34 protein-coding genes are annotated in these 23,491 nt (G+C 35.8%); all 34 read left to right on the top strand.

What is annotated here, in order from left to right:
• The first annotated feature begins 85 nt into the window (after positions 1–85).
• Positions 86–547, top strand: coding sequence for a hypothetical protein (locus tag J7384_RS18535; RefSeq protein WP_209116040.1), 462 nt, complete (start codon positions 86–88; stop codon positions 545–547).
• The gene (locus J7384_RS18530; RefSeq protein ID WP_209116039.1) at positions 534–1,034 is read left to right on the top strand and encodes a hypothetical protein; all 501 of its coding nucleotides are present in this window, start codon (positions 534–536) and stop codon (positions 1,032–1,034) included. Before J7384_RS18535 ends, J7384_RS18530 begins: the two co-directional genes overlap by 14 nt.
• Positions 1,035–1,152: 118 nt before the next feature.
• Entirely contained in the window at positions 1,153–1,560 is a 408-nt protein-coding gene (locus J7384_RS18525; protein ID WP_209116038.1) for a hypothetical protein, read from the top strand.
• Between the two features lie 135 nt (positions 1,561–1,695).
• The gene (locus J7384_RS18520; RefSeq protein ID WP_209116037.1) at positions 1,696–2,160 is read left to right on the top strand and encodes a DUF2846 domain-containing protein; all 465 of its coding nucleotides are present in this window, start codon (positions 1,696–1,698) and stop codon (positions 2,158–2,160) included.
• A gap of 103 nt (positions 2,161–2,263) precedes the next feature.
• Positions 2,264–2,917 (top strand): hypothetical protein, encoded by a 654-nt coding sequence (locus tag J7384_RS18515; protein WP_209116036.1) that lies wholly within the window; start codon positions 2,264–2,266, stop codon positions 2,915–2,917.
• A 24-nt stretch (positions 2,918–2,941) separates the two neighbouring features.
• Entirely contained in the window at positions 2,942–3,385 is a 444-nt protein-coding gene (locus J7384_RS18510; RefSeq protein ID WP_209116035.1) for a hypothetical protein, read from the top strand.
• A gap of 107 nt (positions 3,386–3,492) precedes the next feature.
• A complete protein-coding gene (locus J7384_RS18505; protein ID WP_209116034.1) occupies positions 3,493–3,792 on the top strand; it encodes a hypothetical protein in 300 nt (99 codons plus the stop codon).
• 173 nt (positions 3,793–3,965) lie between these two features.
• Positions 3,966–4,352: a DUF6174 domain-containing protein gene (locus tag J7384_RS18500; RefSeq protein ID WP_209116033.1), complete on the top strand. Its 387-nt coding sequence runs from the start codon at positions 3,966–3,968 to the stop codon at positions 4,350–4,352.
• A 242-nt stretch (positions 4,353–4,594) separates the two neighbouring features.
• Positions 4,595–4,969, top strand: a complete 375-nt coding sequence (locus J7384_RS18495; protein WP_209116032.1) for a hypothetical protein — start codon at positions 4,595–4,597, stop codon at positions 4,967–4,969.
• A gap of 119 nt (positions 4,970–5,088) precedes the next feature.
• Entirely contained in the window at positions 5,089–5,436 is a 348-nt protein-coding gene (locus J7384_RS18490; protein WP_209116031.1) for a hypothetical protein, read from the top strand.
• A gap of 115 nt (positions 5,437–5,551) precedes the next feature.
• Positions 5,552–6,256 (top strand): hypothetical protein, encoded by a 705-nt coding sequence (locus J7384_RS18485; RefSeq protein ID WP_209116030.1) that lies wholly within the window; start codon positions 5,552–5,554, stop codon positions 6,254–6,256.
• A gap of 502 nt (positions 6,257–6,758) precedes the next feature.
• Complete coding sequence (locus J7384_RS18480; RefSeq protein WP_209116029.1) at positions 6,759–7,328, top strand: hypothetical protein; 570 nt, start codon at positions 6,759–6,761, stop codon at positions 7,326–7,328.
• Between the two features lie 120 nt (positions 7,329–7,448).
• Positions 7,449–7,808, top strand: coding sequence for a hypothetical protein (locus J7384_RS18475; RefSeq protein ID WP_209116028.1), 360 nt, complete (start codon positions 7,449–7,451; stop codon positions 7,806–7,808).
• Positions 7,809–7,859: 51 nt separating this feature from the next.
• Positions 7,860–8,324 (top strand): hypothetical protein, encoded by a 465-nt coding sequence (locus J7384_RS18470; RefSeq protein ID WP_209116027.1) that lies wholly within the window; start codon positions 7,860–7,862, stop codon positions 8,322–8,324.
• 127 nt (positions 8,325–8,451) lie between these two features.
• Positions 8,452–8,847 (top strand): hypothetical protein, encoded by a 396-nt coding sequence (locus J7384_RS18465; protein ID WP_209116026.1) that lies wholly within the window; start codon positions 8,452–8,454, stop codon positions 8,845–8,847.
• Positions 8,848–8,900: 53 nt separating this feature from the next.
• Positions 8,901–9,332: a hypothetical protein gene (locus J7384_RS18460; RefSeq protein WP_209116025.1), complete on the top strand. Its 432-nt coding sequence runs from the start codon at positions 8,901–8,903 to the stop codon at positions 9,330–9,332.
• 1,040 nt (positions 9,333–10,372) lie between these two features.
• Positions 10,373–10,864 carry a hypothetical protein gene (locus J7384_RS18455; protein WP_209116024.1) on the top strand — a complete coding sequence of 164 codons (492 nt, stop codon included), beginning with the start codon at positions 10,373–10,375 and terminating at the stop codon, positions 10,862–10,864.
• A 132-nt stretch (positions 10,865–10,996) separates the two neighbouring features.
• On the top strand, positions 10,997–11,545 hold the full coding sequence (locus J7384_RS18450; protein WP_209116023.1) for a hypothetical protein: 549 nt from the start codon (positions 10,997–10,999) through the stop codon (positions 11,543–11,545).
• 424 nt (positions 11,546–11,969) lie between these two features.
• The gene (locus tag J7384_RS18445) at positions 11,970–12,470 is read left to right on the top strand and encodes a DUF2846 domain-containing protein (protein ID WP_209116022.1); all 501 of its coding nucleotides are present in this window, start codon (positions 11,970–11,972) and stop codon (positions 12,468–12,470) included.
• An 874-nt stretch (positions 12,471–13,344) separates the two neighbouring features.
• Positions 13,345–14,010, top strand: a complete 666-nt coding sequence (locus tag J7384_RS18440) for a hypothetical protein (protein ID WP_209116021.1) — start codon at positions 13,345–13,347, stop codon at positions 14,008–14,010.
• A gap of 16 nt (positions 14,011–14,026) precedes the next feature.
• Positions 14,027–14,404 (top strand): hypothetical protein, encoded by a 378-nt coding sequence (locus J7384_RS18435; RefSeq protein ID WP_209116020.1) that lies wholly within the window; start codon positions 14,027–14,029, stop codon positions 14,402–14,404.
• A gap of 233 nt (positions 14,405–14,637) precedes the next feature.
• Positions 14,638–15,126, top strand: coding sequence for a helix-turn-helix transcriptional regulator (locus J7384_RS18430; protein WP_209116019.1), 489 nt, complete (start codon positions 14,638–14,640; stop codon positions 15,124–15,126).
• A 570-nt stretch (positions 15,127–15,696) separates the two neighbouring features.
• The gene (locus J7384_RS18425; RefSeq protein WP_209116018.1) at positions 15,697–16,074 is read left to right on the top strand and encodes an energy transducer TonB; all 378 of its coding nucleotides are present in this window, start codon (positions 15,697–15,699) and stop codon (positions 16,072–16,074) included.
• 88 nt (positions 16,075–16,162) lie between these two features.
• Positions 16,163–16,558, top strand: a complete 396-nt coding sequence (locus J7384_RS18420; RefSeq protein ID WP_209116017.1) for a hypothetical protein — start codon at positions 16,163–16,165, stop codon at positions 16,556–16,558.
• A 116-nt stretch (positions 16,559–16,674) separates the two neighbouring features.
• On the top strand, positions 16,675–17,304 hold the full coding sequence (locus J7384_RS18415; protein WP_209116016.1) for a hypothetical protein: 630 nt from the start codon (positions 16,675–16,677) through the stop codon (positions 17,302–17,304).
• A 115-nt stretch (positions 17,305–17,419) separates the two neighbouring features.
• Positions 17,420–18,037, top strand: coding sequence for a hypothetical protein (locus J7384_RS18410; RefSeq protein ID WP_209116015.1), 618 nt, complete (start codon positions 17,420–17,422; stop codon positions 18,035–18,037).
• 94 nt (positions 18,038–18,131) lie between these two features.
• A complete protein-coding gene (locus J7384_RS18405) occupies positions 18,132–18,662 on the top strand; it encodes a hypothetical protein (protein ID WP_209116014.1) in 531 nt (176 codons plus the stop codon).
• 262 nt (positions 18,663–18,924) lie between these two features.
• The gene (locus J7384_RS18400) at positions 18,925–19,446 is read left to right on the top strand and encodes a hypothetical protein (protein WP_209116013.1); all 522 of its coding nucleotides are present in this window, start codon (positions 18,925–18,927) and stop codon (positions 19,444–19,446) included.
• Between the two features lie 143 nt (positions 19,447–19,589).
• Positions 19,590–19,877 (top strand): hypothetical protein, encoded by a 288-nt coding sequence (locus tag J7384_RS18395; protein WP_209116012.1) that lies wholly within the window; start codon positions 19,590–19,592, stop codon positions 19,875–19,877.
• Between the two features lie 132 nt (positions 19,878–20,009).
• Complete coding sequence (locus tag J7384_RS18390; RefSeq protein ID WP_209116011.1) at positions 20,010–20,348, top strand: PDZ domain-containing protein; 339 nt, start codon at positions 20,010–20,012, stop codon at positions 20,346–20,348.
• A gap of 389 nt (positions 20,349–20,737) precedes the next feature.
• On the top strand, positions 20,738–21,247 hold the full coding sequence (locus J7384_RS18385; protein WP_209116010.1) for a hypothetical protein: 510 nt from the start codon (positions 20,738–20,740) through the stop codon (positions 21,245–21,247).
• 342 nt (positions 21,248–21,589) lie between these two features.
• Complete coding sequence (locus J7384_RS18380; protein WP_209116009.1) at positions 21,590–21,793, top strand: hypothetical protein; 204 nt, start codon at positions 21,590–21,592, stop codon at positions 21,791–21,793.
• Positions 21,794–21,926: 133 nt separating this feature from the next.
• Complete coding sequence (locus J7384_RS18375; RefSeq protein WP_209116008.1) at positions 21,927–22,394, top strand: hypothetical protein; 468 nt, start codon at positions 21,927–21,929, stop codon at positions 22,392–22,394.
• A 158-nt stretch (positions 22,395–22,552) separates the two neighbouring features.
• The gene (locus tag J7384_RS18370; RefSeq protein WP_209116007.1) at positions 22,553–23,260 is read left to right on the top strand and encodes a MalM family protein; all 708 of its coding nucleotides are present in this window, start codon (positions 22,553–22,555) and stop codon (positions 23,258–23,260) included.
• Positions 23,261–23,491 lie beyond the last annotated feature (231 nt).

Here is a 23,491-nt window from a genome sequence, read left to right as displayed (position 1 = left end):
AACGCTGGGCTCGCGCTCCTCCGTCGCTAAGTTTAGCCCAGCATTACTCGCCGCTTATCCATGCGTTAGGCGCAAAGGGAGTTTCATGTTCATATTAAAGCATCAAGATGAAGATATTAAATTTAGCCATTGCAAAAGTGGATTTTCTATCTCAGATGGAAAGCTATATTTATCAATAGAAGCAAAAGCCTTAGATGAAGATGCTTTTCCTGACTCATACCTTTTTGCAGTTGATGGCTTTCCTCTACCTAATGGGTTGGACAACCAAAGTATAAACATCTCGACGAATCCTAATGATGAACCACCAAATGTATATGTTTATACTTCTTTTCATGCCTGTGAAGTTGAAGCTCACCTTGAGCTTAAAGTTCACAGTAGCGAATCAATAGAGTTAGAATTTAATATAATTTCTGAAGATGTAAACTATTACAATGAAAAGGCAAAACCGAATCCGTTTATCGGTATAGCAAAGTTATCTAAAACCGAATTAAATAAGCTTTGGTTGCCCGTTAAGCGGGCGTTAGGTGGCCTATATGGACATAATTGATCTTGAGGAATATGAGTTTCATGCTGCGATGTTATCAGTATTGAACAACAGGGCACTATCGATATTAGACTTTTCTCCTTTAGTTGTTTTTCTTCTTGATTGGGCAAAAACCAACAACTTCTTAGACCAAACATACTTTGATAAATATATCGGTGAAGATAAATATTCTAAGTTAAAGTTAGGAAAAATATCTTTTAGCGAGTTTGTTCTTCGAGAAATGAAGGGTATTCTGTCTTCGAAATTCTTTATAAACGAAGTCAGGTGTTTTGTTGAGGATTATTGTGAATACTCGGGATATTCCGAAGATCTTACGGAAGTTTTTCAAACAAATATCGGTAATTTACCGGTTACCTTTGATGACATTGGTATTTTATATAACAAAATCAATGAATCTAGAAGTAATTATTTGGAAAACAAAATTAACTTCCCTGAATTAATAATTTTCAGAGATCCTGAACTATTGAAAAAAGAGCAGTTTAAGGGTTGAATGTGACCACATAACAAGCTGTTCAAGCGGGACTGCTAAAGTTTGGCTCGGTTTCGCTTCTCTCCACAAGTATAGCCAAACATTTATCAGCCCCTTAACAAGGCGTTATGTTTTTAGCATGAAAATTACCTTATTAGCCCTAATATTGTTTTTGTTGTCCGCATGTACTGATAAGAAGTGTGAATATTTGAGGGGGGATAGGTATAAAGCTATTACTGAAAATGCTGAACAGCCATTTTCAGTTGTATTGGTTAATTATCTATCAATTAAAAAATATGATAGCACTTGGTCTGCAAAAGCTATTATTGAATCTTTTAATGATATTAATTCCGAAATATACGATGTTACATTGATGTGCGCTGATTCAGAGAATATTTTCTTTAAAGTACATCTAAAGGAGCACCCCAATTTTTCTGTTGATGGTGTTTTTGAGTTAAAGAATAACTTTTATTCAAAAGGGCCTTTGGTATTACCAGACAAAACAAATAGCAACGAAAATATAGTTATTAAGGCTGACATCGAATAGTGAGTATAAAAACATAACAAGCCAATAAAGTGGGACTGCTAAAGCTTGGCTCGGTTTCGCCTCGCTACACAGTTTAGCCAAGCATTTATCAGCCCCTAAATTATGGCGTTAGTATTTCACACAGGATTGGCGTAAATGTTCAATAAAATAATCATTATAATGTCTACCTCGTTTCTTCTTTTGGCATGCAATGCCACAGGGCCTAAGTTCACTGAACTTGAACGTTTAGATACAAACCAGGCAAAAATTTATATTTATAGACCTTGGGCAATGTTAGACGGTGCTGCGGCTCCAACAATTCAAGTGGATGGAGTAGATCGCTTTGATCTTAGTAATGGCGGTTACGAAGTGATTACTTTATCTCCAGGTATTCATAAGCTTACGGTTAAAAAAGGTGCTTTTATGTCTAACTGGCGTGCTGATGAAATGAACATTGAGTACAAATTTGATGCAAATAAAAACTACTTTGTCCGTTTGTCTGCTGAGTTACAGGATGCTGGTATTTATGGTCGTGTAATATCGATTTCTGGCAGTTATGGTTTTGCATTGATTAAAGAGTCATATGCTATTAATGAACTAAAAGAAGTAAAGAAAAACTAACAAACAGTTAAAAGTGAGACTTCTATAGCTTGACTCAGTTTTGCTTTGCTGCAAAAGCATAGACAAGGATTATCAGCCTTTTATTAGGGTATTATATTTTATTATGAATGCATCAGAATTTTATCAACTAAGTAATGATTTAGGAAAGAAATACATAGAGCCTCTAGGGTTCAAGAGCAATACCAAAGGTGATTGGTATTATGTAGGGGAAGATTACATGTTAGCTTTTGTTTTACAAAATCATAATTCTTCTCAGCATTTCGATACGAAATACATAACTTTAATTTTTAATTCTTATATCAAAACTAAAGATATAGCACCAATGAAGCCTATGAAACATGCAGATGGCCCTATGAAAATTAATCCGCTTAAACTTAAAGGCTACATCGAATCTAATTTTGACGATAAAGAATGGCACTATATCAATGACGGAAAAGGGTTCTCAAATTCTCATTGTCCCATTTATTACGGTGGTGTTAAGAAAAAAGCTTTTACTTCCATTTTCTCTAAAGCGGTACCAAATAGGGTGACAGTACAGGAGTTTATTACTAACCGTGGAGTTGAGATCGTTTCTGAGAAAGAGGCATATAAACAGTTTGAAAAGTGTTTTAAATCAGTTGCTGTTTATGGGTTTAAGTGGGCAGAACATTTGACTTTTGATGAAATATTGAGGCAATTGCAAAAGTATGGTGAAAATTGGTTTGTTGTAAATGAATGGATAGAAGCTTACGAGACAAATAACAAATATAAAATATAATAAGCTGTTTAAGCGGGGTTGCTAATGTTTGGCTCGGTTTCGCTTCGCTACACAAGTATAGCCAAGCATTATCAGCCCCTTATTGGGGCGTTAGACGTTGGAGATAGAGTGCCAGTTTGGATTTATAGTAAAAGTAACGTTCTACTTGGACATATAGACTTCAATTTGGATTCAAACATTCCAAATTGTTTGTTTATTCCCCATTCTATGACCGGAGAAAGTGAAGATGAGGTGCTAATGCTAGAGCTTTTCAATTTAGGTGAGTTCATTTATCGGAAAATCGAAGATGGATTTATAGAGTTGATAAACTCTAATTACCCGAATATTGCCCGAATCTCTTGTACCTCAGGTCTACAAGTTGGTAGTAAACAATTTTTACTAAAAGTTTCAAGCCATGAACATAATGTAATTGATAGCTTGTTTGGAAGTAAAAATGGCGTAACGGTTAACTGGCCGACAAACACATAACAAGGGCATAAAATGGGCGTCTAAAGCTTGGCGGACGCTCGTTCCTCGCAACGTATAGCCAAGTATGCGTGGTGCCATGTTGGGCGTTATATGTGTATGGATAATTAATGAGAGTTTTCTTGATATTCTTTTTGTCAATATTTTTATGGTCTTGCAGTGAAGCTCAAGTAGAGGAATTTGCCTTTAGAAAGACCTTGGAGTTTTCTCTAGTAGATTTATGTGGTGAGGAAGACAAAGAGTGCATCGCGGCTGTAAAGTCACAAATTAGTGGTTGCATGGAAGAAAGTAATTGGCGTAAATACCTAGAAAATCAAGATGATCCAGAAGAGGTTAATCGATTTGTTAATGAGTTTTACTCCTGTATCACTGATGATGAAGGTAATCCTTACTTTGAGTCAAATGTGTAAATATAATAAGCCAATAAAGTCGACTTGCTAAAGCTTGGCGTGGTTTCGCTTCGCTATACAATTTTAGCCAAACATTTATCAGCCCTTCAACAGGGCGTTAGAGGTACTTTAAAATTTTTGACTCTAGAAGTCCCTATGCCATTATTTTTGTTCTTGGTATTACAGTTGTTCTTGTGTTTGGTGCTTGGTTTGTAGGGGGTACCGCATCAAAGTCTGCGTTTGTCGAAGAACAACAAGAAATATCGAAACTAAATCGAGTTTTATGGAGTAAGGTAGAGCCTCCAAATTATTCTTATTCAATTTGGTACGGTTGTATGTACACAGCCACATCGGATATCACAGTTTCAGATGGTATTGAAAAATTTAAAGGCAGAGAAAGAACTATAACTATCAATGAGTTGTTTGATTTGTTACCAAAGATATTTGCAAAAGCTTCATCATATAGCATTAAATATAATGAAAAATATGGGTTTCCTACCCAGATAAAAGTAGATTGGAGTTCTGAAGTATATGATGACGAATGCTTTTACCAAGTACAACGGTTTTTAGTCTCTGAGTAGGAGCTTCTAATTATTGCTTTAGCGGCTAAATAAAGCTTGATTCCCGCCTTTGTGCTTTTAATTGCGCAACTGACAAATTAATCGAGTCGAGTCTTTAGCATCAGCTAATGTAAATTTTAAAATTATCGAGTAAACGGTATATAGTAGATAACTAAAGCGGGACTGTTTGCTGTTTCGTTTTCCCTCAGATGGTAGCAAGCTGAAAAAAGCCCCTTGTTGGGGCATTATGTGCTAGGACAGCTATGAGTGCTTGGCGTAGAATCGCAATTGATTTATTTCCCAAAATTAAACAAGATATCGAGGAATCAAGTGGCCCTGGAGAGGTTTGGAGCTATATTGAAAATAGCTTACTTGATGCATTAAATAATGGTGACTGTGAATATATTAAACACGTAAAGCAGTATTTTTCGTGGTGTGTTAGTACTAAGTATGAAGATACACCGCATCAGGCAGTATTGTGTGGTTTTCTCGAAGATATTGGGCGAAATAAACAGTACTGGCCTCATTTGCCTAAATTGCTAACCAAGCAACAGTTTGAGTTTTATAAACCTTCTTTAGGTTATGCTAGGTCAGATAAGTTTGTAAAAGAAATGGAAGCCGCTTTCTATAGTCTGTAGAAAGCATATCACGGGCACTTCAACGGAACCATTTAAGTCTAGTTCTAGTTGTTGTATTCCTAGTTTTAGCTAAACTCATTGTTTGCCCGTTAATAGGGCGTTATGTCTTGGGGAAAGTGATGCGTATACTTCTGTTTTGTTTATTATTCTATGGAACAATTGCTATAGCCGGCTCACCTTTTCAGAAGCTTGCTGGTTTATTTCATATATCTTCAGCACCGCAAGCCGATCTCGAAGAACCATTAATATCTAACTCGCATCTTTACTTGAGCCTATCAGGTGATGCTGCTAAGAGCACATATGAAGCTATGAAAATTGAGCCTCAAATTAGCTATTGTGGCGAAGACCACTTTGAGAAAAGAGCTGAAAACTTTAGCTGCTCCTTTTATTTTACTAAAAATGTATATGAATGCTCATTCAGTATTGATATCAATAGAGGTAAATTGGATCTCGGTGGTGTTTGCTAATGCATCAAGAGTGGTTCAAATGGGACTGCTAATGTTATGTAGGTTTTGCTTCGTAAGTTTAGTTAGATTTTTTCCTTTTATTATCAAGGTGTTAGCGATATTCTAGGTCGATGTTATGAAAAACTCTAAATTGTTACCCAACGCTAAAGACGTATTTTCGAGAGATATAGAAAAACATGCTGAGCTTCTTTTTCCTTTGTTAAGTATTGATTTACAAGAACTCTATCCCGAATTATCTGGTTTGGTGCATTTTATATTGCCTTTTGAGCCATTTGATCACATAGGGTTGGAGACGACTAAATATCATACCTATTACAGCCGAGTTAATTGGCTTGCCTATAAACTTGAAAACAATAAATGTTCATTGGAGCCAGACTATAGGTTCTTTCAAAAAGAATATATTCAGTATCATCCAGAGTATAAAAATGAATTCTCTGGGGTTGTCGATTATTTAGATCAATTGCCAGCTGACCTAGACAGAGAATTACTTGAATTTGAATGTAACTATATAAAAATTAGAGAAAAATATTTTAACGATTCAAATAAATTACACGAAGTGCTAAAGCGTTTTAAAAATAGTAACGAGGCATTCAAGTATATAGATGGACGCTTTCCGTCAATGACAGAGCCGACAAATAATATAGATTATCCAATAACTGAAAATGGTAGAAAGTTTAGATACATTGGAAAATTAGATCCTACTGACCTTAGTTACTACGATAAAAATAATAAATTAATATCTTTGAAGGCTGATTTCGATATTATTATGTATTACGATCCAGTTGATAAAATCATCCTGAATACGTTTTTTTATTCTTAGATAACTGGAGGCAATATTACTAATAAGCGCATAAATGGGGTAAATAAAGCTTAGCTCTTGATTTAATTTGAGCTGTCCAATGTTTGGGCGTTATGCTTACCTCAAAGATAATGATGTCCAAAATTACCAAACGGATAATTTCAATACTTATTTCTGTTGTTTTGATTGTGCTTTCAATCGAAAAATCTATTGTCAATGCAATAAATGAACATTACTTTCCTGAAACATATAACGAGTGTTGGAACTTGTACCCTATTGTTTTGGTTATAGTTGCGGTGTACTTTGTTATTTGTGCGTTAAAAGGTAAGTTTACGATATGGAAATAGCGAAAATAAACTCAACAACCTGCTTTTGTTGGGATTACTAGAGCTTGACTCAGTTTTGCTTCGCTACACATTTTAGCCAACCGTTTATCAGTGCCCTAACAGGAAGTTCGCTGTAATCATTTAGTCAAACCTCGTTAGTCCCTTATATGGACATTATTGATAAATAGGAGATCTTTTTGGCACTTTATATGAGCATATTTGCCTTGAATGATAGTCAAATTGAATTTATTAAAAGACACCCAGAATCACTTTTTTCGTTTATCGAGGGAGAAAAACCAGAAATTAATACTGGTTTTGTGAGCAAATATTCTCGTTTACTTTCTAATAAAGCGCAGGTGTTGAAGGACTGGCCCATCGAGCCAGTTGAAATGATTAACCCAGTTGTTACCCATAAAAATGTTGAGCTTTATCATTACCTTTTAAACGGCACAGATGAAATAGTATTCGGCGCAGGCTCTTTGTTTCAAACATGGTTTAACATAAAAGAACACAGTGCTATAAGCATGGATAGTTGCAATGATAATTTTGCCTTTTCTAGCGCACAAATCCCAGAGTTACTGGGCTTATTAAATGATTTGAGCTTTGGCGTATTTAAAAGTAGGTTTGACAAATGGTTTCAAATTAAAGACTTGGAACTCTATGAAACTGAAGAAAGTTATCAAGAAACTTATAGGGCTTTGATAAAGTTTAGAAATGGGGTTGAAATAGCTGTTCGTAATAAACACGGTTTAATGTGGATTCATTAATGGTTAACAAGCCGATAACTCGGGGCTATTAAAGCTTGGCTCGGTCTGGCTGCAACATACAGCTACAGCCAATGGTTATTAGATGTTTAACGTGGCGTTGTGCTGGATGGAAGTTTAAATTTGATTATTAGTCGTAATCTACAAAATATTATCTTGTCAGTTATCGTTATTCTTGCATTTCATTTGCTTGGTTTTAGTTCTATGTTGTTTTGGTTTGGCGGACTATTAATTGTCCCTGCTATGGTTGTAGTTATCCAATTTAGATATGCAACTGGTACACTAGTAACTCGCTTGTTGGTAGCTTTTGTTCCGTGGTGCTCACTCTGTTCTATAGGGCTTTTTATAGCTAATCGCACAGTTCATGAAGGGCAGAGGCTTATGAACCTCAGCTTTTTTCAGATGCCCCTATACTCTGCTTTGTTTGGTTGTGTTTTGCTGTTACTTTGGTCATTGTTATGGGGCATGAAAAAGCAGGTGTAATAGGGGCAACGAAAGCGTTGTAACAAGCGTTAGGCTACTGAGGAAAATTCAGTGATTGTCAATCAATCTAATTTCAAACTTGGAAGGGAAGCAATGATGCATGCAAGCTTCTTTTACTATCAACTGATCGAGGACGGTGAATTTTCTTGTGGTCAAACGTCATATTGGTTATTTGACGGTTGCAGCTGTTGGGATCTTATAGAACTAAAAGTCGTTGAGCCCAAAGGTGTTGTGCTTGGAATAGATGACGTTTTCATACGTGAGGCTGTTTTAGTTTACATTCTTTGTATGCTGCTAAATCAATATGAAGAGTTAGAACCTGAAGAATATCCGAAATCAAATGACCCAGCTGTTATTTTAATTAGAGATAAAGGTGCAGCGCTTATCCCTGAAGTTTCGCAAATAGCAGATAGCATTGACAGTGGTAACGTTGAGCAGTATTACGCAGTAATGGGTAGTATTTTTAAGAAGTATGTTCAAGGTAGATTTCTTAAGTTAATTAAAAAGGTACCTTAACGAGTTACGCACTGTGATACAAAATACTTGGTTTGTGCTTCGTCATCTCTGATTTTGGCCGAGCTTTGGTCTCAATTTATACGCACGTTTTTTAACTTTTTAAACTCAATAACTGTCAGGAATTATTATGACAACAGACACTTCTCCATATGCAGCCCCTAAATCTGATTTATCGGTTAAACAAGACTTTATACCTTCATTTTCAAACTTGAATTTCTGGAGAAAGCTCTATTTAGTATTGATGTGGCTTCTGACATTGCTAGTCATTGTAAGTGTTGTAAGACAAGCCTTTGATGGTCAGGCAATTAGCGGTACAACAGCCCAGCTTGCGGTTGCTGGGTTGTGGCTGGGGTTCTCTTGTTGGCAACATACGGCGATCGTCAACCGCAAACTAACCCAGTTAACCGTTTTAACGGTTATTAATATAGTACCGTTTTTTAATATTATTGGTGCTTTGATTTTACTTTCTATTCGCCGTGTAACTAAAAAAGAATTAGCAATGTACAATATTAGCAGTACATAAATAGGCAATTACCTATTTATCAGTTTATTTAGCGTTTTTTCTAGGAATGGTCAGTGCCAGACTATAAATTTTGTGTTTCATTAAATATATCTCATCCCAATATGGAGGTTGAGATGATTACTGAGCAACTATCAATTCAACCAACTTCATTACATAATGTTGGAGATCTTCGGGTTACAAAGCATGGCCGGATCCTCAGTGGAACTTATGAAGATATGCGTTGGAGTTTGGATTTATGTCATGGCGACAGACTCGATGCTGAATTTGTGTTATTCGAAGACTTTATTTCTTCAAAAAATGCAGAGCTTGAAAAACATAAATCCTTTTTTGAGAAAATACGTTCTTCAGGTGGCACAGTTGAGTACTTTGTAGGATGGTTTAGTGTCGGTAGTATTAATATGAACATTTATTTGGAGCCGCCATTGTTAAAAAGTGCTGCGGATTTAGGTATCACAATTGTGTTATGTGCCTACCCGGAAGACTAAGCGACGCATTAATCGCTGAGCACGGTTTTCATTTTACAGGCATGAAAAGTCAAATGTTCATGTTTGGCAATTCTATTGCTATGTCATTATAGGTATGTGTCGTTCTTGTTTTTCATCGTTTTAAACCAGCTCAAAATAAGACATTTATTGCTGTAGCGTATTTTTTTAGTATATTTGTTAGTTACATGGCTTTTAAAATAGGTGTGTTTTACACCTAACAAGCCGTTGAAGGTGGGACTGTTATAGTTTATTTAGATTCCAACTCGGCTATTTAGTTTAACCAAGCATTTATAGATCCCTAATTGGGGCTCTGTGTTTTTCTCAAGGATAGTGAAAATTGAAAGTATTGGTAGTGATTCTCGGAGTTTTTACTTCTATTTTCCTAAATGGTGATTGGCTAACAATTGTAAATGAAAGTTGGGTTTTACTATATGCAGATTTAACTATATTTTTGTTCGGGAAAGATGGCTTAAACCGAACAATAGAAACCATCTTTTTAATCATATGGACTCAGTTGCCATTAATAGCTGTGTTTACCTTATTGTGCTCAATTGTAATATATAGATTGGGTCATCAAAGGCATTACATATACTCGTATTTATTGGCTACTATTTTCGTGTTTTTCATCCTCGATAAATTATCTATATTTAATTTACTTATGCAGCCTCTTGGTGGAATGCGATATTACAATGTATTTTCAAATTTATTTTTGTTCTTAACACTGTTTTTCACGTTTAGTAAGTTAGTTGAAAAACACAACTAGTGCTTTAGCGGGATAAGTACAATTTAGCTCTTGTCGATGTGTCATTAAATTTTAGCTAAGCGATGTTAGGTAATCTTTATTACGTTTGTTGCATCTCGTCATCACCTCTTATTTCAACTCTACAGTTGCATTGGGTCAGGCATTGCAAAACTTCCAAGCTATACAGGTGCTGATATTGAACACTTACCTTGTACTAGTTTCTTTTCTTGCAGTAGTACTCATTAATTTAGTTGGTTATGTTACTGTTTATTGCGGTGTTATATTTTAGGGAAATACTATGATTAAAAAAATAATTGGGATCGTATCTACATTCATTTTTAGCTCATCATCGATTGCTAAAAATGATGAACTTTTGTTAAAACTGATACCGGATGAGCGCGTGCAAGCTGTAGCGGAAGCATATTCGTTGGATTGTATAGATTTTGTAAAAAAGAGCTTCAATATTGAGCTAGACTATTCAAATGATAGCGTCTTAAAACTCGAGCCAATACTTGACAATTTAAGTAACTATATTCGCGAGAAAGGTATGTCTGATGAAGATAGAACAGCTTATGAAAAAATGTTTGGTTTTTACATTGGCGAAACTTACAGAAAAAACCACTCATCCGTAATCTGGGGCGATGTTTATATAAATGGCGTTAAATATTGGGCAATCGGTAAACAAGATAACAACCAAGCAATTTTTTGGCCTGTAGCAAATGTTGCTAAGCGAATTGCACTGGGTAAAGAAGCCGATATTGCTGTTTACTATAAGGCGTTGATAGAGTAATAAAATATAATGAGTGCTTTAACGGAATGATTAAAACTTGGTTTCTGTCACTGCGCTTCTAAATTTTAGCTAGGTTAGGTGTTTGCCCTTGAGCGGGTGTTAGACCTGAACATAAAAAGTCAAGGAACTGAAATGAGTGAAAATGTAAAAGTCTCTCTCATATCCGGTACAGTTTCGGTGTTGGTTGCCATTTGCTCGACCATAGGTGTTATTTATTCTCAGAAAAATGATTTAAATAAAGCGTCGTCAGTTGCTGAGTCGGCTGTTACCCAAGTGAGAACTCTTAGAAGTGAAATAGCAGGCCCCAATTTACCAAGCGGTGCTGTAGTTGCTTTTAGACTCGTTGATTGTCCCGAGAATTGGGAGCCTTATGAACTGGCAAAAGGCAGGGTAATAGTTGGTTCAGGCACTGGATATAATCTTACGCCGAAAACGTTGGAAGAATTTGCGGGCGAAGAGAGAACAATTTTAGTAAACGACAATATTCCGGCACACTCGCATTACCACGATGATTGGCACTATTACGATCAAGCTAAAAAAGCCGCTGATTATGCCACTAAAGAAGGGGATGATACTGGTAATATTATAAAAAAACGCAGGATGTCAGAACCGACAGGGAAAGGGCTTCCTCACAATAATATGCAGCCGTATGTGGCCCTGTTGTACTGTAGAAAAATCTAGGGCCTAACAAGCCATATTGCTGAGCTAGACAATGTAAACTGTACTCCATTGCCGCGGTGAGTTGTTGAAGCATCAGCAGCCAACGTCGTAAAATTTAATTTTAGTGTTTTTATAGTAGTTGTCGCCTTCATAATGTTACTTTCAGACTATGGTAGGGACTGGGAAGCTGATTGGAGTTTTCAGATGTTGATTTTGAAAAACCGGTATTTACCCCATCAAGACAAATAGAGTTTTGTAAAATAACTTATAGTTAGGCTGTAAATATTTTTGTATCATTTGCAATAAGTGTGGCTGTTGTCATTTTCAATGCGATTATTGGCAACTAACAAGCGCTTTGACCGCACAAATATAGTTATGTTCTTAAACTTAGCTTTAAGTTAAATACTTTTCCGCCAGTGAGCATTATGTTTTTCAGGGAGTTAATGTGAAGGCCAAATTTATCGTTGTAATTTCTTTATTAGTTTTAATTACTGGCTGCATAGCGACAGGAAAAAAATTCAGTACTGTGTTGCCATCTGCAAATGGACAGGGGCTTGTGTATATTTACCATCCCAAAGATGCTCAATTTGGTGCTAGTGAGGCTGATTTTCTTTATTTAAATGGCGAAGAAGTATTTAGGTTTACCCACGGTGGTTATTCTTACTTTTATTTAGAGCCAGGAATACATAATTTTCAAATACGATTAAGTACTTTCTTTGTCGCTACAGAGCAAGTTAAGCAACAATTAAATTTTGAAGTAGAAGCTGGTAAAACATATTTCATTCGTTACTACGAACACAAAGACAGAACTGAGTTCTATTCGACAGGAACAATGGCTGGAGCTTATCAATTGACTAAAGCTGAGTTGAAAGAAGTTGCTAAAAACAATGCTTTGGTAGAATTACCGAGTAAACGCTTACTGAAACATAAGCTGATGACAAAGTAACAACACAACGTTCACATCAATTAAGGGTTACCGTTTGCCTTTTGTCGCTGCATTTCTAATTTGAGCTATCCTAACTATTTGACTGTGTAAAGGGTATTTTGTTTAGTAGGGAAAAGATGAGTAAATTTAAAGCCTTTGGTTCTTTATTGGTTGCTTGCACTCTGTTAGCTGGCTGCTAAAGTGCAGCAAAAACAGATCATTAACAGCTGTTAAACATCAACAAAGTTGCGCTGACTAATAGTGAGGCTATAGAAAATTCTTTGGCAATAACATTAAGTCCAGCTAGGCCAACAAAAGCTAACATAACGCTTAACGACTTTGTTATTCAACTTGGAAAATCTCGTTCAAATTACAAGCTATTCGAATTTGATGGCGAAGACTCTATTTGTATTTCGCCAAATCTAAATGACAAAAAGTATTAATAGAAGCCAAAGAGTTGCAAAGCCAATTAAAATCCAATGAGTAATTGGCGTGAGGCAACCAAAGCTTGGCTTTGTTGTCTGTGTTGGCTAGTATTGTATCTTCATTTACTTCTATATCTGTCCTTAAAAATTCAGAAAACATAGATGTGATGAAAGCACTTTTACTATTTGTCCCGTCAGCCTTTATGTTATTGTCCGGTATATGTTTTTATCGTTTTGCGAGTGAACTAGCGTTAAAGTACAAGTAAATAGTTGTTACATCAGAACAAATAAAGTTTAGCGCGGGGCATTACGCTCTTGATATAGTCAAATCAATCATTAGCTTTCTAAGTGGATTAGTAAAGTTGACTATGGGGCCGTTTTTCAATTTCTTTGTATCACTAGTTTGCTTTTCCGTGTTGGTATGTTTCTCTCTACCACTTTAAGACTCAGTTGCAAAATGTAGATTTAGTATGAATTTTCTAATTAATACGTGTGAAAAAAAACCAAGTATTGGGTTACTTAAAAAAGATAAAGTACAGTACACAGAATTGGCAACATCAAGTTACCAGGTACCAATTTTATGGTTTTGCCTTTTTAAAGAAACTGATTTAATTGAGGTTTCATGTGAATATCACGATGGCGAGGGCAATGAATATGTTTCTAATACTTTTCAGCCATGTACGACAGTTGAAGGTGCAATAACCAATTTAAGAAATTCTAAAAGTTTACTTTTAGCTATCTGTAATGATGAGTTAATAGTTCAAGGTTACATTGATAAAACCTTGGAGCTACTCACTAATTTTGATCATGATTACATTGCAATGGATGCGTCTCAGTATTTGATTTTAAACTTGGAAGAATCAGACTGGTGGAAATTTTCGAAATGCTTTGGTTCAGATGAAAGTACTGTCACTTATTTGAAAGAGTTTAGTCATTATGAGGATGACGCGCTGCCATATCCCGTAGCTGAATTTTATGCTACTCCTGAGTTAGATGACGATAAACGGCGGAGTAGCTCAATAGCCTTCGATCCGAACTTTGCTAATTTATTGTCTAGAGTTAAATATCCATTGACTCCTGTTAACCTTGCGACAATACCAGTAGTAAAGAAAAAGCCTTGGTGGCAGTTTTGGTGAGGCCAAAGGCATTAATATGAAGTATTGGAAAGTCCTATTTTGGATATTTGCTTTTTTATTGGTGATAGACTTTATCGCTTTACCTCTATCAAACGATACCAGTATTTATGATTTTATTGGTTTATTCGTTGGCGGTATTTTACTCTTTCCTTATTATGGTTATGCCTATCAAAAAGCAGTAGGTTGGAAACTACTATGGCAGATATCATTTTTCATAAATGTTTTGATGGTTGTGTTTTTAATTTATGACCCATTTATTGAGAGTGTATTGCACAAACCTGATATCGCTGGTTTTTTCAGTATTGTTATCGCAGTTTTATTATGCATGTTGTTGTTTATTCCTTTTTATCGGTATGCTTTTCATTCTAACCATTTGTGGTCTAATTCTGCATAGCAAAGTTATGAAAGTTGTGAGGGAAAGCTTGGTTCAGATTAGTTAACTTCTGTCATCGTAAGCTAGCCACCTTTTAAGCTGATGTTGGGGGTGTCTGTGAAGCTATTAAACAAAAGCTTGTCGCCTGTTTGTCAGGCTAGTGTCACTAGAGTGACTTGATATTGTCGGGACTGTCTCCGTTAATTGTATTTACTATGACCTTTCATTTTAACGATATGAAATAAGGTCAAATCATGAGTAATGATGTGAAACTAAATAAAGATAAAATCCAAAAATTAAGGTCGATCAAATGTTGGAGTCAAGATGAGCTAGCATCAGTTAGCGGGTTAAGTGTTAGGACTATCCAGCGCGTAGAAAAAACGGGAACGGCATCTTTGGAAACAACTAAAGCGTTGGCTTCTGTTTTTGATGTGAATCCTAGTGAACTGCAAACACCGGATAAAATTGAAAATCTTACGTTTAGTTTTATTTGTAAATATGCTTGGCTTGTAGCGTTTGCTTTTTCAAGCATTTTCTTCGGTCTATGGATCGTTGATATTTTAATACCAACATTAAAAGGCGCTGATTTTAATCAACAGTATGAGATACATGGTAACTTTAGGTATCTTGACTTTGGGGGTATCAGTTTCTTTTTGGGATTTCTGTTTTTAGGTTTAAATGTTTTTATAGAGCATTTGGGTCGTAAAAGCTTAGTCAGGAGTTCAGCGAGTCCCCGTCACTAGGAACTTAATGATAGTAAGGGCGCAAAAACGCATGATTTGTGCTCTTTTTTCACTACTTATAGCTATGCATTTACGAACTACATACCGAGGTGTTTGTGCCGTGATAGCTAGTAGTGCTTGGCGTAGAATCGCGATTGATTTATTTCTCAACGTTAAGCAAGATATTGAGAATGGATTACTAGGTGTTGTTAGCAATAATCATGATTCCCAATTTACTTAGACGTCGAAAACTATAAATCTAATCGTGCAATGGCTTATGCTTTTGACGTCGAGCTAGGTAAAAACTTATAGTATAAGTTCAACTTTTATTAATGAATGAAATAGATATGGCGACAATACTGATATCGAGCGCGTTGTAGTAAGCGTTTGACGAATCGGTGAGCCTTATAGTTCAGAGAAGTATGTACGAGATAACATTGTACTTTCTGCTTCTGTTAGTGTTGTCTCTGAGTTAGAGATAAACTAAATATAAGGCGAAATTTAACGTTTTGTGCGCCTTGATTTGGTTTTTACTATTGCTACTCGAACTATTTGTCTATTAAATGGGGTAATATTTTACAAGGAGCGTATATGAAACTGCTGAGTGTTTTAATCATTAGTTTATTAGTCATCGCCGGATGCAAATCAACTCCCGAACGGTATTTGACAAAACCACCAATAACTGTCGAGCAATCAGACTTAAAAGACTATTGGGTTCACGTTTCAAAGGAGTTTAGCTTTAAAACTGGTAAGTTAAAACAGCCAAAAGAGCCCGGTTTTGTCAAAATAATGTACTTAATTGACTCCAATGGTGAAATTTTTGAACCTAAAATAGTAGAGTCTGTACCTGACGGAGCCTGGGATAAGTTCGCGTTGCGCGCGTTAAGTAATCTTCACTATGCGCCGGCTAAAGCTAATTCATCAAATAGGCCTGTTTATGTAACAACCACGTTGGAGTTTGGGCTTTAGGCTTTAGTAAATATGACCAACTGTTTATTTTGGATGGTGCTAAAGGTTTTTTACTAAGTGTGTTCAACATCAGTGTGTTACATTTTAAATGGAAGTTAGACATTTAGTGAGTAATAAGCCTGAAATTAGGAAGCTAAAACTAAAAGAGTGGGGATGCTTAACGTTTTTGTGCATCGTCGCTTGCGCTCTATGGTGGTATGAAAATAATCCCCTCAATCTGCCTTCTAGTTTTTATACAATGATTACAGGAAAAGTTGTAGGTAAAGGGACATATCGTAGTAAAACTGGTAAAGGCTATTTTGTCCAAATCAGAAATACTGCAGGAACCTACAAGCTCAAAATTGATGGTAAATTTGCTCCAACAGGCTTTTTAGATATTGTAAGGAACTCTGCTGATGCAACGGCAAAAACTTATCGCTCATTAGAAGGAATAAAATTAGTTGAGCTTCAAATCGATAATGCTTTTGTTGTTAAACGACAGTAAAAAGCATATAACAAGCGCTCAATAGGCAAATATATTTTAGTTGCCGTTATTGCATTTAGTAGTCAAGTGAATGAGTAGCCTGTTGAGTTAGTGTTATATATTTGTAGGGTAGGTTAATGGAAGTAAACTGTTCAAATTGTAGAATAAAAATAGATTCAAATAACATCAATGTTTCAAAAGATACTGCATATTGTGATAGTTGTGAAAGTCTTACATCACTGTCTTCACTATTGGAATCAACACCGAGTAGTACTTTTGACACCGCGCAACCCGTTAAAGGTGTCCAAGTTTTAGATAATGGCTACAAATGGTCAATTGAAGCTTCAAATCGAAGTTTAATGGCTATTTTTTTAGTGCCATTTACTCTCGTTTGGGCTGGTGGTTCGCTGTCTAATATTTATGGAACACAATTGCTAAATAGTGAATTTGATCCAGTACAGTCCCTCTTTGGACTTCCTTTTTTGATTGGAAGTATCGTGTTAACCAGTATCACCCTGATGAGCCTATTTGGTAGAACATATGTTTCAAATGACAATGGAAAGGCGTTAGTTTTTATTGGAATAGGGTCAATAGGTTGGTACAGAAGATTTGATTGGATAAATATAGATAGAGTTACAGAGAGCGAATCAAGCCAAAATAAGCATATATCACTCGAAGGAAGCAAAAGATTAAATTTAGGTTGGGGTTTAAGTAGTGAAAAGCTTTATTACATGTCTAACTTCTTAAAAATGAAGTTAAAAAGGTAACCAAATAAGTTAGTCAAATGGGTTAGAAACCTCTGCAGTTATTGGTTTGTCGATATGTTTAACCCATCAACTTGCGCATAATAGATAGGTACTCATTGTTTCTATAAGGATATTGATGAAAATTAGATTATTGTTGCTAATCACTTTGCTCATTTCTGTTTCAATTAACGCTCAGGTGCTAATAACATCTGTTAATCAGTCAACCAATGAGTTATTGATTAAATCAGACTTAGAATTACTTCATGAGGAGTACGACCTTAGCCGCTGGGAGTACACAAACCAAATCCGCATAGATCAGGATGCCAGAACCCCACATAGCCATCCTGTTCTGACTATGAGTACTCAACAAGAGTATCTTGATAGCAGAATTAAGTTACTTTCAAGCTATTTACATGAGCAGTTTCATTGGCATGTAATTGAAAATGGAAAGGCTAGTAAACAAGCGTTTAGGACGCGTATAAAAAATGAATTTCCAAGTGTTAAAGTAGGCTTTCCTTATGGCAGTAGGGATGAGGGAAGTACACTAAGCCATATTGTTATTTGCTATCTAGAATATATTGCTTTATCTGAGTTAATTGGACCAAATCAAGCTCAAGAAAATTTGTCTACAAATAACTACTATACGTGGGTTTACCAAACGATTTTGGACCCACGAAATAGAGAAACATTAGATCGTTTGTTAACTGAATTTGGTCTTGAATTTCGCGGTGTGTCGCACCAAGGAGCAAATTAACGGGAAACACCGAAATTGGCTCTGCACGAGCCTTGTTTATTTTCGGTTGAGCTTATAGTCGTTCACTATCAAGGTGTTGTGATAACAGGAAAGTATGACCAACTTTTATCAAATAATTAGTCATGAAACTGAAGTAATGAACAGCTTGCACCAAGATGTTCATATGACATTTCTAAATCGGGCAAACGATTATGAGTCTTGGAGCAAGGCATGTGAAAAGTTTCATTCCTACGTTTCTCCTATTGATAGTTTTATTGATCAAATATACGAGTCACCTATTCTGGATAATCAGGAAACCCTAGAGTTTGTCCTCGTCTTTTTAGAGATAGATCCTATTTTTTTTCGCTCGGGCTATATCAAAGAAGATATGATACAAAAACTAAAGAAGACAAAGCTAAACGCAGACCAGTTAACGAGAATACACTCAATACTTATTGATGCTGTTGAAAATAGAGGTCAACGAGAATTCAAAAGATATTGTCGCCTTGCAAAAGCCGTGAGTTCAGGTGCTATAATCGAAACTTTAAACTGTGTCTTTCAACAAGGTAAAGGCGCGCGTAAAAGTCGGGCAAAACTTATGTTGCGTTACATATGTTTATCACAGGTTGTCAAACACCATGACTAAACGCGGTATCGAGGTACTGATGTTAATATTTTTTTGTTATTCCTAGGAAAAAATGTGCAAAAAGGTAAAGATGAATCACAGCAATTAATCGATGTAGTGTTTCCTTTTATAGAAAAGTTACTACATGAGCACTCTTATTTTTTGCGATGATCAAATAAAAGGGTTATCTGCTTGTGTTATTTTGGATCGCGGCAGCAATTGCGAATAGCAAATATATAATAAAACCTTTAACCAGCGTTAAAATATATAGGAATACATTACAGTGAAAATAAGTATCAGTATTGTCATTTCATTTGTTTTATTCAGCTCTGCTGCCGCTAAAGCATCAGAACTTAGTTTAATGAAGGAAGGGTATTTAAAGGTATATTCAATAATAGAGTTTATGGAGACTAACAAAGGAATTGAAAATTTGTGTGTTGCCAACTCCCAGGATAAAAAACGCTTTTCAGTGTATTCAACATGGCAAGATACCAACAATGAGCTTTTGAGCAAGGTATTTAAAATAAAAAGTGCTTATGAGTCGAAACTAGTGTCAATCGCAGGCGACCAAGCTAACCAGTTGTTGTCGAAACATAGGGATACAGTTATGTCAAAAGTGAATAAAACATTGGCGCCTTTTCAGGCGGGTTCACGTATTCGAATAGCAAATGCATGCATAAAGTGGCGGACAGCTATGAATGACAGTTTGTCTAGTTATCGCTTGAAAATAAGAGATGATCTTCAGTTTTTTGCTCTTGAAGATAAAAATATCACTAGAGCAATTAATAACGACGCCAACTGGTAAAGTTATTACAATTGAACTTTACATGTGGAAAGTAGATTTCCTTTATTAACAAAATTGCCTACACAAAAAGGGCTTATTTGTTTCTGTTAACTGTCATTTCGCGTTTCTCAAAGCGTTATATGTTCAAAAGGATATAATTATTAATGGAAAATCATGCAATAAAAGTCAAACGCAGTCGTTATTTCTTCAAACTATTAATGTTGGTTACTGTCGGTCTCTTTGTTAACCAATATTATCAAACTAAAATTTTTGATTTGGGAGAGTTTGCAAGTACAGTAGCAATACTGTCTTTGTTGCGCGGTTTAATGTTATCTGCCTTCATTTTCACTTCTCCAATTCAGTCCTGGTTTGCATCAAATATTGGTTTAAATAGTGATAGTAATAAGTACTTCTTACTGGCGATTGTTTTAGGCGTTGTCGGTTTTCTGTAAAAAATTCACATCAAACTAGTGAAATCAAGGACTAACAGCATAACTTGATTTTACTGTGCTTTGTCGTAAATTAAATCAATTATCGGTTAACCCTGCCAAAAGGAGCGGGCAAATTAAAAGGAACAAATCTATATGAAAAACATAATCGTTGCACTGTTAGTCATCATGTCTCTATGGGCTCATGCGGGCGAAACCGGTAAAAAAGGGTTTAAAGCGGATGTGAGTATTTCAGGCTTTTTTAGTCCTGAAGTGAAGAGTGCAATAATTAATTCTGTTGTCAAAAATTCTTCTGCAGAAGAGCAGGGTATAAAAGTTGGGCACGAAATTGTTGCTATTGACGGTTGCAAAATTCCAGGTTGCCCCGCATCTGTCGCTAAAAAAGCATTACAAAAAAGTGTAGGGGAAAGCGTTGTTTTAACTATGTTAAAACCAGATGGTGATATTTATGAGGCGAACGTGACCTTACAATAAACGATGCTAGTTGTTTTGTTGATAAGCGAATTAATCGATTTGGGTAAAGCAACTATATTTGCGGCACGTCCCATGTCGCCCCCTAATTTGAACACGAGAAAGAGTCTGAAAAAGTTTGTTTTATAGTGCAAAACTACGAGCAGTTTGCAAAGTTATCTGGTGGTAACTATGAACTGGACATCTGAAAAAGTACTTTAATGGACAATTCACTTTTTGCTTACGGGGAGTGCTCGTTATGTTTTATTCATATTTAATGTAAATATTGGCCTTCAATCTAAGAAAGTAAGTCTATGACTAAATTATACTGTTACTTCGCTAGCTTCTCGTTGGTGTTATTTGTTCTTGGCTGCCAATCAACGAACGAGAGTCAGGTAGACTGGCGCCAATACATGATTCCTCACATTGGGGGGATTGAGATTTTAGAGCATCAAATTACTCAATTAAATAGAGAAAAAGCGCGCCTTAAAGTCAAATTTAAATACAAAATTGAAGACTATGATTCAACTAAATGGAGATACTCTTGTGGTATCGAGAAACGTTTGAAATTTGACATTGACAAACAACGTTATTTAGCTGGTAATGTAGTGGCGACAGAGTGTGTGTTGAATTCTGAGCAGGGAATTGTTTACGCGGTTGATGACGTGAAGCTAATACACGAGACAAAGAAAATTAATTATGCCGATATAATTATCCTTAAAGATAACAAGGGAAAAATCGTTAAGCTTGACGACGTAAACGTTAACAAAAATGAGTCGGAGCTATACAAGTACCCATCATTATTTAATTTTCGACTAATAATTTACAAGCAACCCTGTAGACCAGATAAATTGAGATGTGGAGGTCTTTTTTATCTTGCTACCTCCAATATCCGACAAGTCGATTTATCTAGCGGCAGTTAAGCAAATCAAAGCAGTTGCAGTTGAACAAACAAGAGGTTCCTACACGTGTTTTGGGGCACTAATTACCTTTTAGTCAGGCTACAACTACTGGTACGTCATGACGAAAAATAGTATGTTGAATTCACATAAATTACATATATTCGTTGGCTTGTTGGTAAATGCTTAGGTGTTATCAGTGCCAGATAAAAACCATATGTTTTTAGGGGGTTCTGAAATATTTCCTCTTGATGAATAATTAGTACCCAGAACTGAAATAATGTTTGCAAGAATGGTACGAAAGCTTAAAAACTTGCGTTTTACTGATTCTGACAATGGCATTAATATTTAATGCGTAGTGTATAAATGCTGACTGAATTGATTAAGTTCTTCTTCGGGCTGTTGATTGGCTCTGTCACTTCAACATTGATTTTGTACGTTGGTATTTATATTGTTGTGTCATTTATTGAAGACCCGAGAACTTTAGGCTGGGCTTGGATCTTGTATTTATTTGTCGTCCCGGTTGTTGCAGTTGTATGTGCGATTGTTACTGTTAAATCTAAATTGTAATGCAGATATGCTTATTCAAAGGCGAGCAATTTAGTTGGGTAAGTAACGTAGATATTTGTAACAGTGACTTCAATATTTATAAGCTGATTAATTGCCCGTTAAACTAGCATTGTGTGTCATAAGGATGTTTTGGATGAATGTGACAAAAAGGTTTGTCTCCAATTATGAGCTTGCTGATGTTTCAGTACACGATATTCCAATTGAATTGCCTGTGGACAAGGGCAAAGATGATTGTATCGAAGTAAGCTATGAAATTCGTGTTGAGCATATAAGAGGTGAGGCATTTAGTATCATTGAAAATGAAAAAATAAGGAACGTCCTATACAGCGGCATGAAAATTTTTGTCTCCAATGAACCTTGTTTACCGCCGGTGCTTGGTAGTTTGACACGCTCTGTGGTAATTAATGGCCAAGAATATTCAAAACCAGAAGGTGAAATTTTAATTGATGCTATTCGCGGTGGTATTAGTGCCTATACTGCTTATCCAGTTGAAATTTTTAATTTTATTGAGTGGCAATCTAGGATTAATGATCGTCTGAAAAACACGTTTAAAGGAAATAAAATTAGAGCTTATGTAAAATTAGATGACGATATGTGTTAGCTATATCAGTTAGAGCGATACAGTCAGTACTTTGTGTTTCTGACTTGTTGATGACAGTTAGGCATATTTACCTGTTTCATCGCCTCTGGCTCGCTATTTTATCTAAAGTCTTATTTGTCTTATATTTAGTCGATTTAACATAAAAGGAGCGTACGCGAATGAACGCTAGAATACTGTTCATTATTATACTGACTTTTGTTTTTAGTGGTTGTCAACTGACTACCAAAATTCCTAAAAGTGTTGATAGTGATAAAACATTTGATCTCAGAAATGAAATTTATCAGAGTAAACCCTGTTGCACGGTACTGAATGCTCTTAAAAAATCAATAATGAAAGATTCTTTAGCAGTATCGATGGAAGAGAACACAGATTTAGTTCAAATTGATTCGGTAAAATCACCATACCTTTTAATCGAGCTCGAGGATCAAGCGAGTGTTCAATATTACTCGGTTAAGAGCTTTTATCTCGAACATAAATTTGCCTTTATACCCATGGTAAGCGTTTTAGATTCAAATTTTAATATAGTTAAGCAAACAGATTTAAACTATATGCGCTATAAGCACCAAGACTTGGTATATGACGATTCTCACTTTTGGATGTATTTTAGTGTCGATAAAAAAGCTACACCTAATGTTAAGTATTTACTTGTTCACTCTGCCAAACCGATAGGATCGAAAGTGTCAATAAGCAGTGATTCTCACGGTGGAACCCAAATGGCGATGGCAGGTAATCAACCTGTCGTCTATCATCAGAGATCTACTGCATTTAAGGTTAACCCCGTTGTATCACCATCTGGTGCAGTTGTTATTACAAAACTAAGTACTTGGTCTAAACCGATAAATGATTGGGTTATACAGCCTTTGTAGCAATTGAATTTGTATTAGTACAGTGAACCTGAGCGCGAGTATTGGGTTTTACTCCCACAGCATAAAACATACGCCTCGCGAGGTTTTCCAGTCAAATAGTAACATGTAGTGGTCAAGTTAAATTGGCCACGGTTTTGTATTGTTTCCAATACCTTTGTTCTGATTCATTCGGACTTAAACCTGCGTTATAACGATGCGGTCTAGTCTGACTGTAATAGCCAATGATGTAAT

The organism is Endozoicomonas sp. G2_1, assembly GCF_017744155.1.
Taxonomy (GTDB): domain Bacteria; phylum Pseudomonadota; class Gammaproteobacteria; order Enterobacterales; family Alteromonadaceae; genus JAGHQT01.
This window is presented reverse-complemented; position numbering and strand designations above follow the sequence as displayed.

Coding starts and splice junctions, on each gene's coding strand:
- J7384_RS18535 (WP_209116040.1), top strand. CDS start 86: ATGTTCATATTAAAGCATCAAGATGAAGATATTAAATTTAGCCATTGC.
- J7384_RS18530 (WP_209116039.1), top strand. CDS start 534: ATGGACATAATTGATCTTGAGGAATATGAGTTTCATGCTGCGATGTTA.
- J7384_RS18525 (WP_209116038.1), top strand. CDS start 1,153: ATGAAAATTACCTTATTAGCCCTAATATTGTTTTTGTTGTCCGCATGT.
- J7384_RS18520 (WP_209116037.1), top strand. CDS start 1,696: ATGTTCAATAAAATAATCATTATAATGTCTACCTCGTTTCTTCTTTTG.
- J7384_RS18515 (WP_209116036.1), top strand. CDS start 2,264: ATGAATGCATCAGAATTTTATCAACTAAGTAATGATTTAGGAAAGAAA.
- J7384_RS18510 (WP_209116035.1), top strand. CDS start 2,942: ATGTTTGGCTCGGTTTCGCTTCGCTACACAAGTATAGCCAAGCATTAT.
- J7384_RS18505 (WP_209116034.1), top strand. CDS start 3,493: ATGAGAGTTTTCTTGATATTCTTTTTGTCAATATTTTTATGGTCTTGC.
- J7384_RS18495 (WP_209116032.1), top strand. CDS start 4,595: ATGAGTGCTTGGCGTAGAATCGCAATTGATTTATTTCCCAAAATTAAA.
- J7384_RS18490 (WP_209116031.1), top strand. CDS start 5,089: ATGCGTATACTTCTGTTTTGTTTATTATTCTATGGAACAATTGCTATA.
- J7384_RS18485 (WP_209116030.1), top strand. CDS start 5,552: ATGAAAAACTCTAAATTGTTACCCAACGCTAAAGACGTATTTTCGAGA.
- J7384_RS18465 (WP_209116026.1), top strand. CDS start 8,452: ATGACAACAGACACTTCTCCATATGCAGCCCCTAAATCTGATTTATCG.
- J7384_RS18455 (WP_209116024.1), top strand. CDS start 10,373: ATGATTAAAAAAATAATTGGGATCGTATCTACATTCATTTTTAGCTCA.
- J7384_RS18450 (WP_209116023.1), top strand. CDS start 10,997: ATGAGTGAAAATGTAAAAGTCTCTCTCATATCCGGTACAGTTTCGGTG.
- J7384_RS18440 (WP_209116021.1), top strand. CDS start 13,345: ATGAATTTTCTAATTAATACGTGTGAAAAAAAACCAAGTATTGGGTTA.
- J7384_RS18435 (WP_209116020.1), top strand. CDS start 14,027: ATGAAGTATTGGAAAGTCCTATTTTGGATATTTGCTTTTTTATTGGTG.
- J7384_RS18430 (WP_209116019.1), top strand. CDS start 14,638: ATGAGTAATGATGTGAAACTAAATAAAGATAAAATCCAAAAATTAAGG.
- J7384_RS18425 (WP_209116018.1), top strand. CDS start 15,697: ATGAAACTGCTGAGTGTTTTAATCATTAGTTTATTAGTCATCGCCGGA.
- J7384_RS18420 (WP_209116017.1), top strand. CDS start 16,163: ATGGAAGTTAGACATTTAGTGAGTAATAAGCCTGAAATTAGGAAGCTA.
- J7384_RS18415 (WP_209116016.1), top strand. CDS start 16,675: ATGGAAGTAAACTGTTCAAATTGTAGAATAAAAATAGATTCAAATAAC.
- J7384_RS18410 (WP_209116015.1), top strand. CDS start 17,420: ATGAAAATTAGATTATTGTTGCTAATCACTTTGCTCATTTCTGTTTCA.
- J7384_RS18405 (WP_209116014.1), top strand. CDS start 18,132: ATGACCAACTTTTATCAAATAATTAGTCATGAAACTGAAGTAATGAAC.
- J7384_RS18395 (WP_209116012.1), top strand. CDS start 19,590: ATGGAAAATCATGCAATAAAAGTCAAACGCAGTCGTTATTTCTTCAAA.
- J7384_RS18390 (WP_209116011.1), top strand. CDS start 20,010: ATGAAAAACATAATCGTTGCACTGTTAGTCATCATGTCTCTATGGGCT.
- J7384_RS18385 (WP_209116010.1), top strand. CDS start 20,738: ATGATTCCTCACATTGGGGGGATTGAGATTTTAGAGCATCAAATTACT.
- J7384_RS18380 (WP_209116009.1), top strand. CDS start 21,590: ATGCTGACTGAATTGATTAAGTTCTTCTTCGGGCTGTTGATTGGCTCT.
- J7384_RS18375 (WP_209116008.1), top strand. CDS start 21,927: ATGAATGTGACAAAAAGGTTTGTCTCCAATTATGAGCTTGCTGATGTT.
- J7384_RS18370 (WP_209116007.1), top strand. CDS start 22,553: ATGAACGCTAGAATACTGTTCATTATTATACTGACTTTTGTTTTTAGT.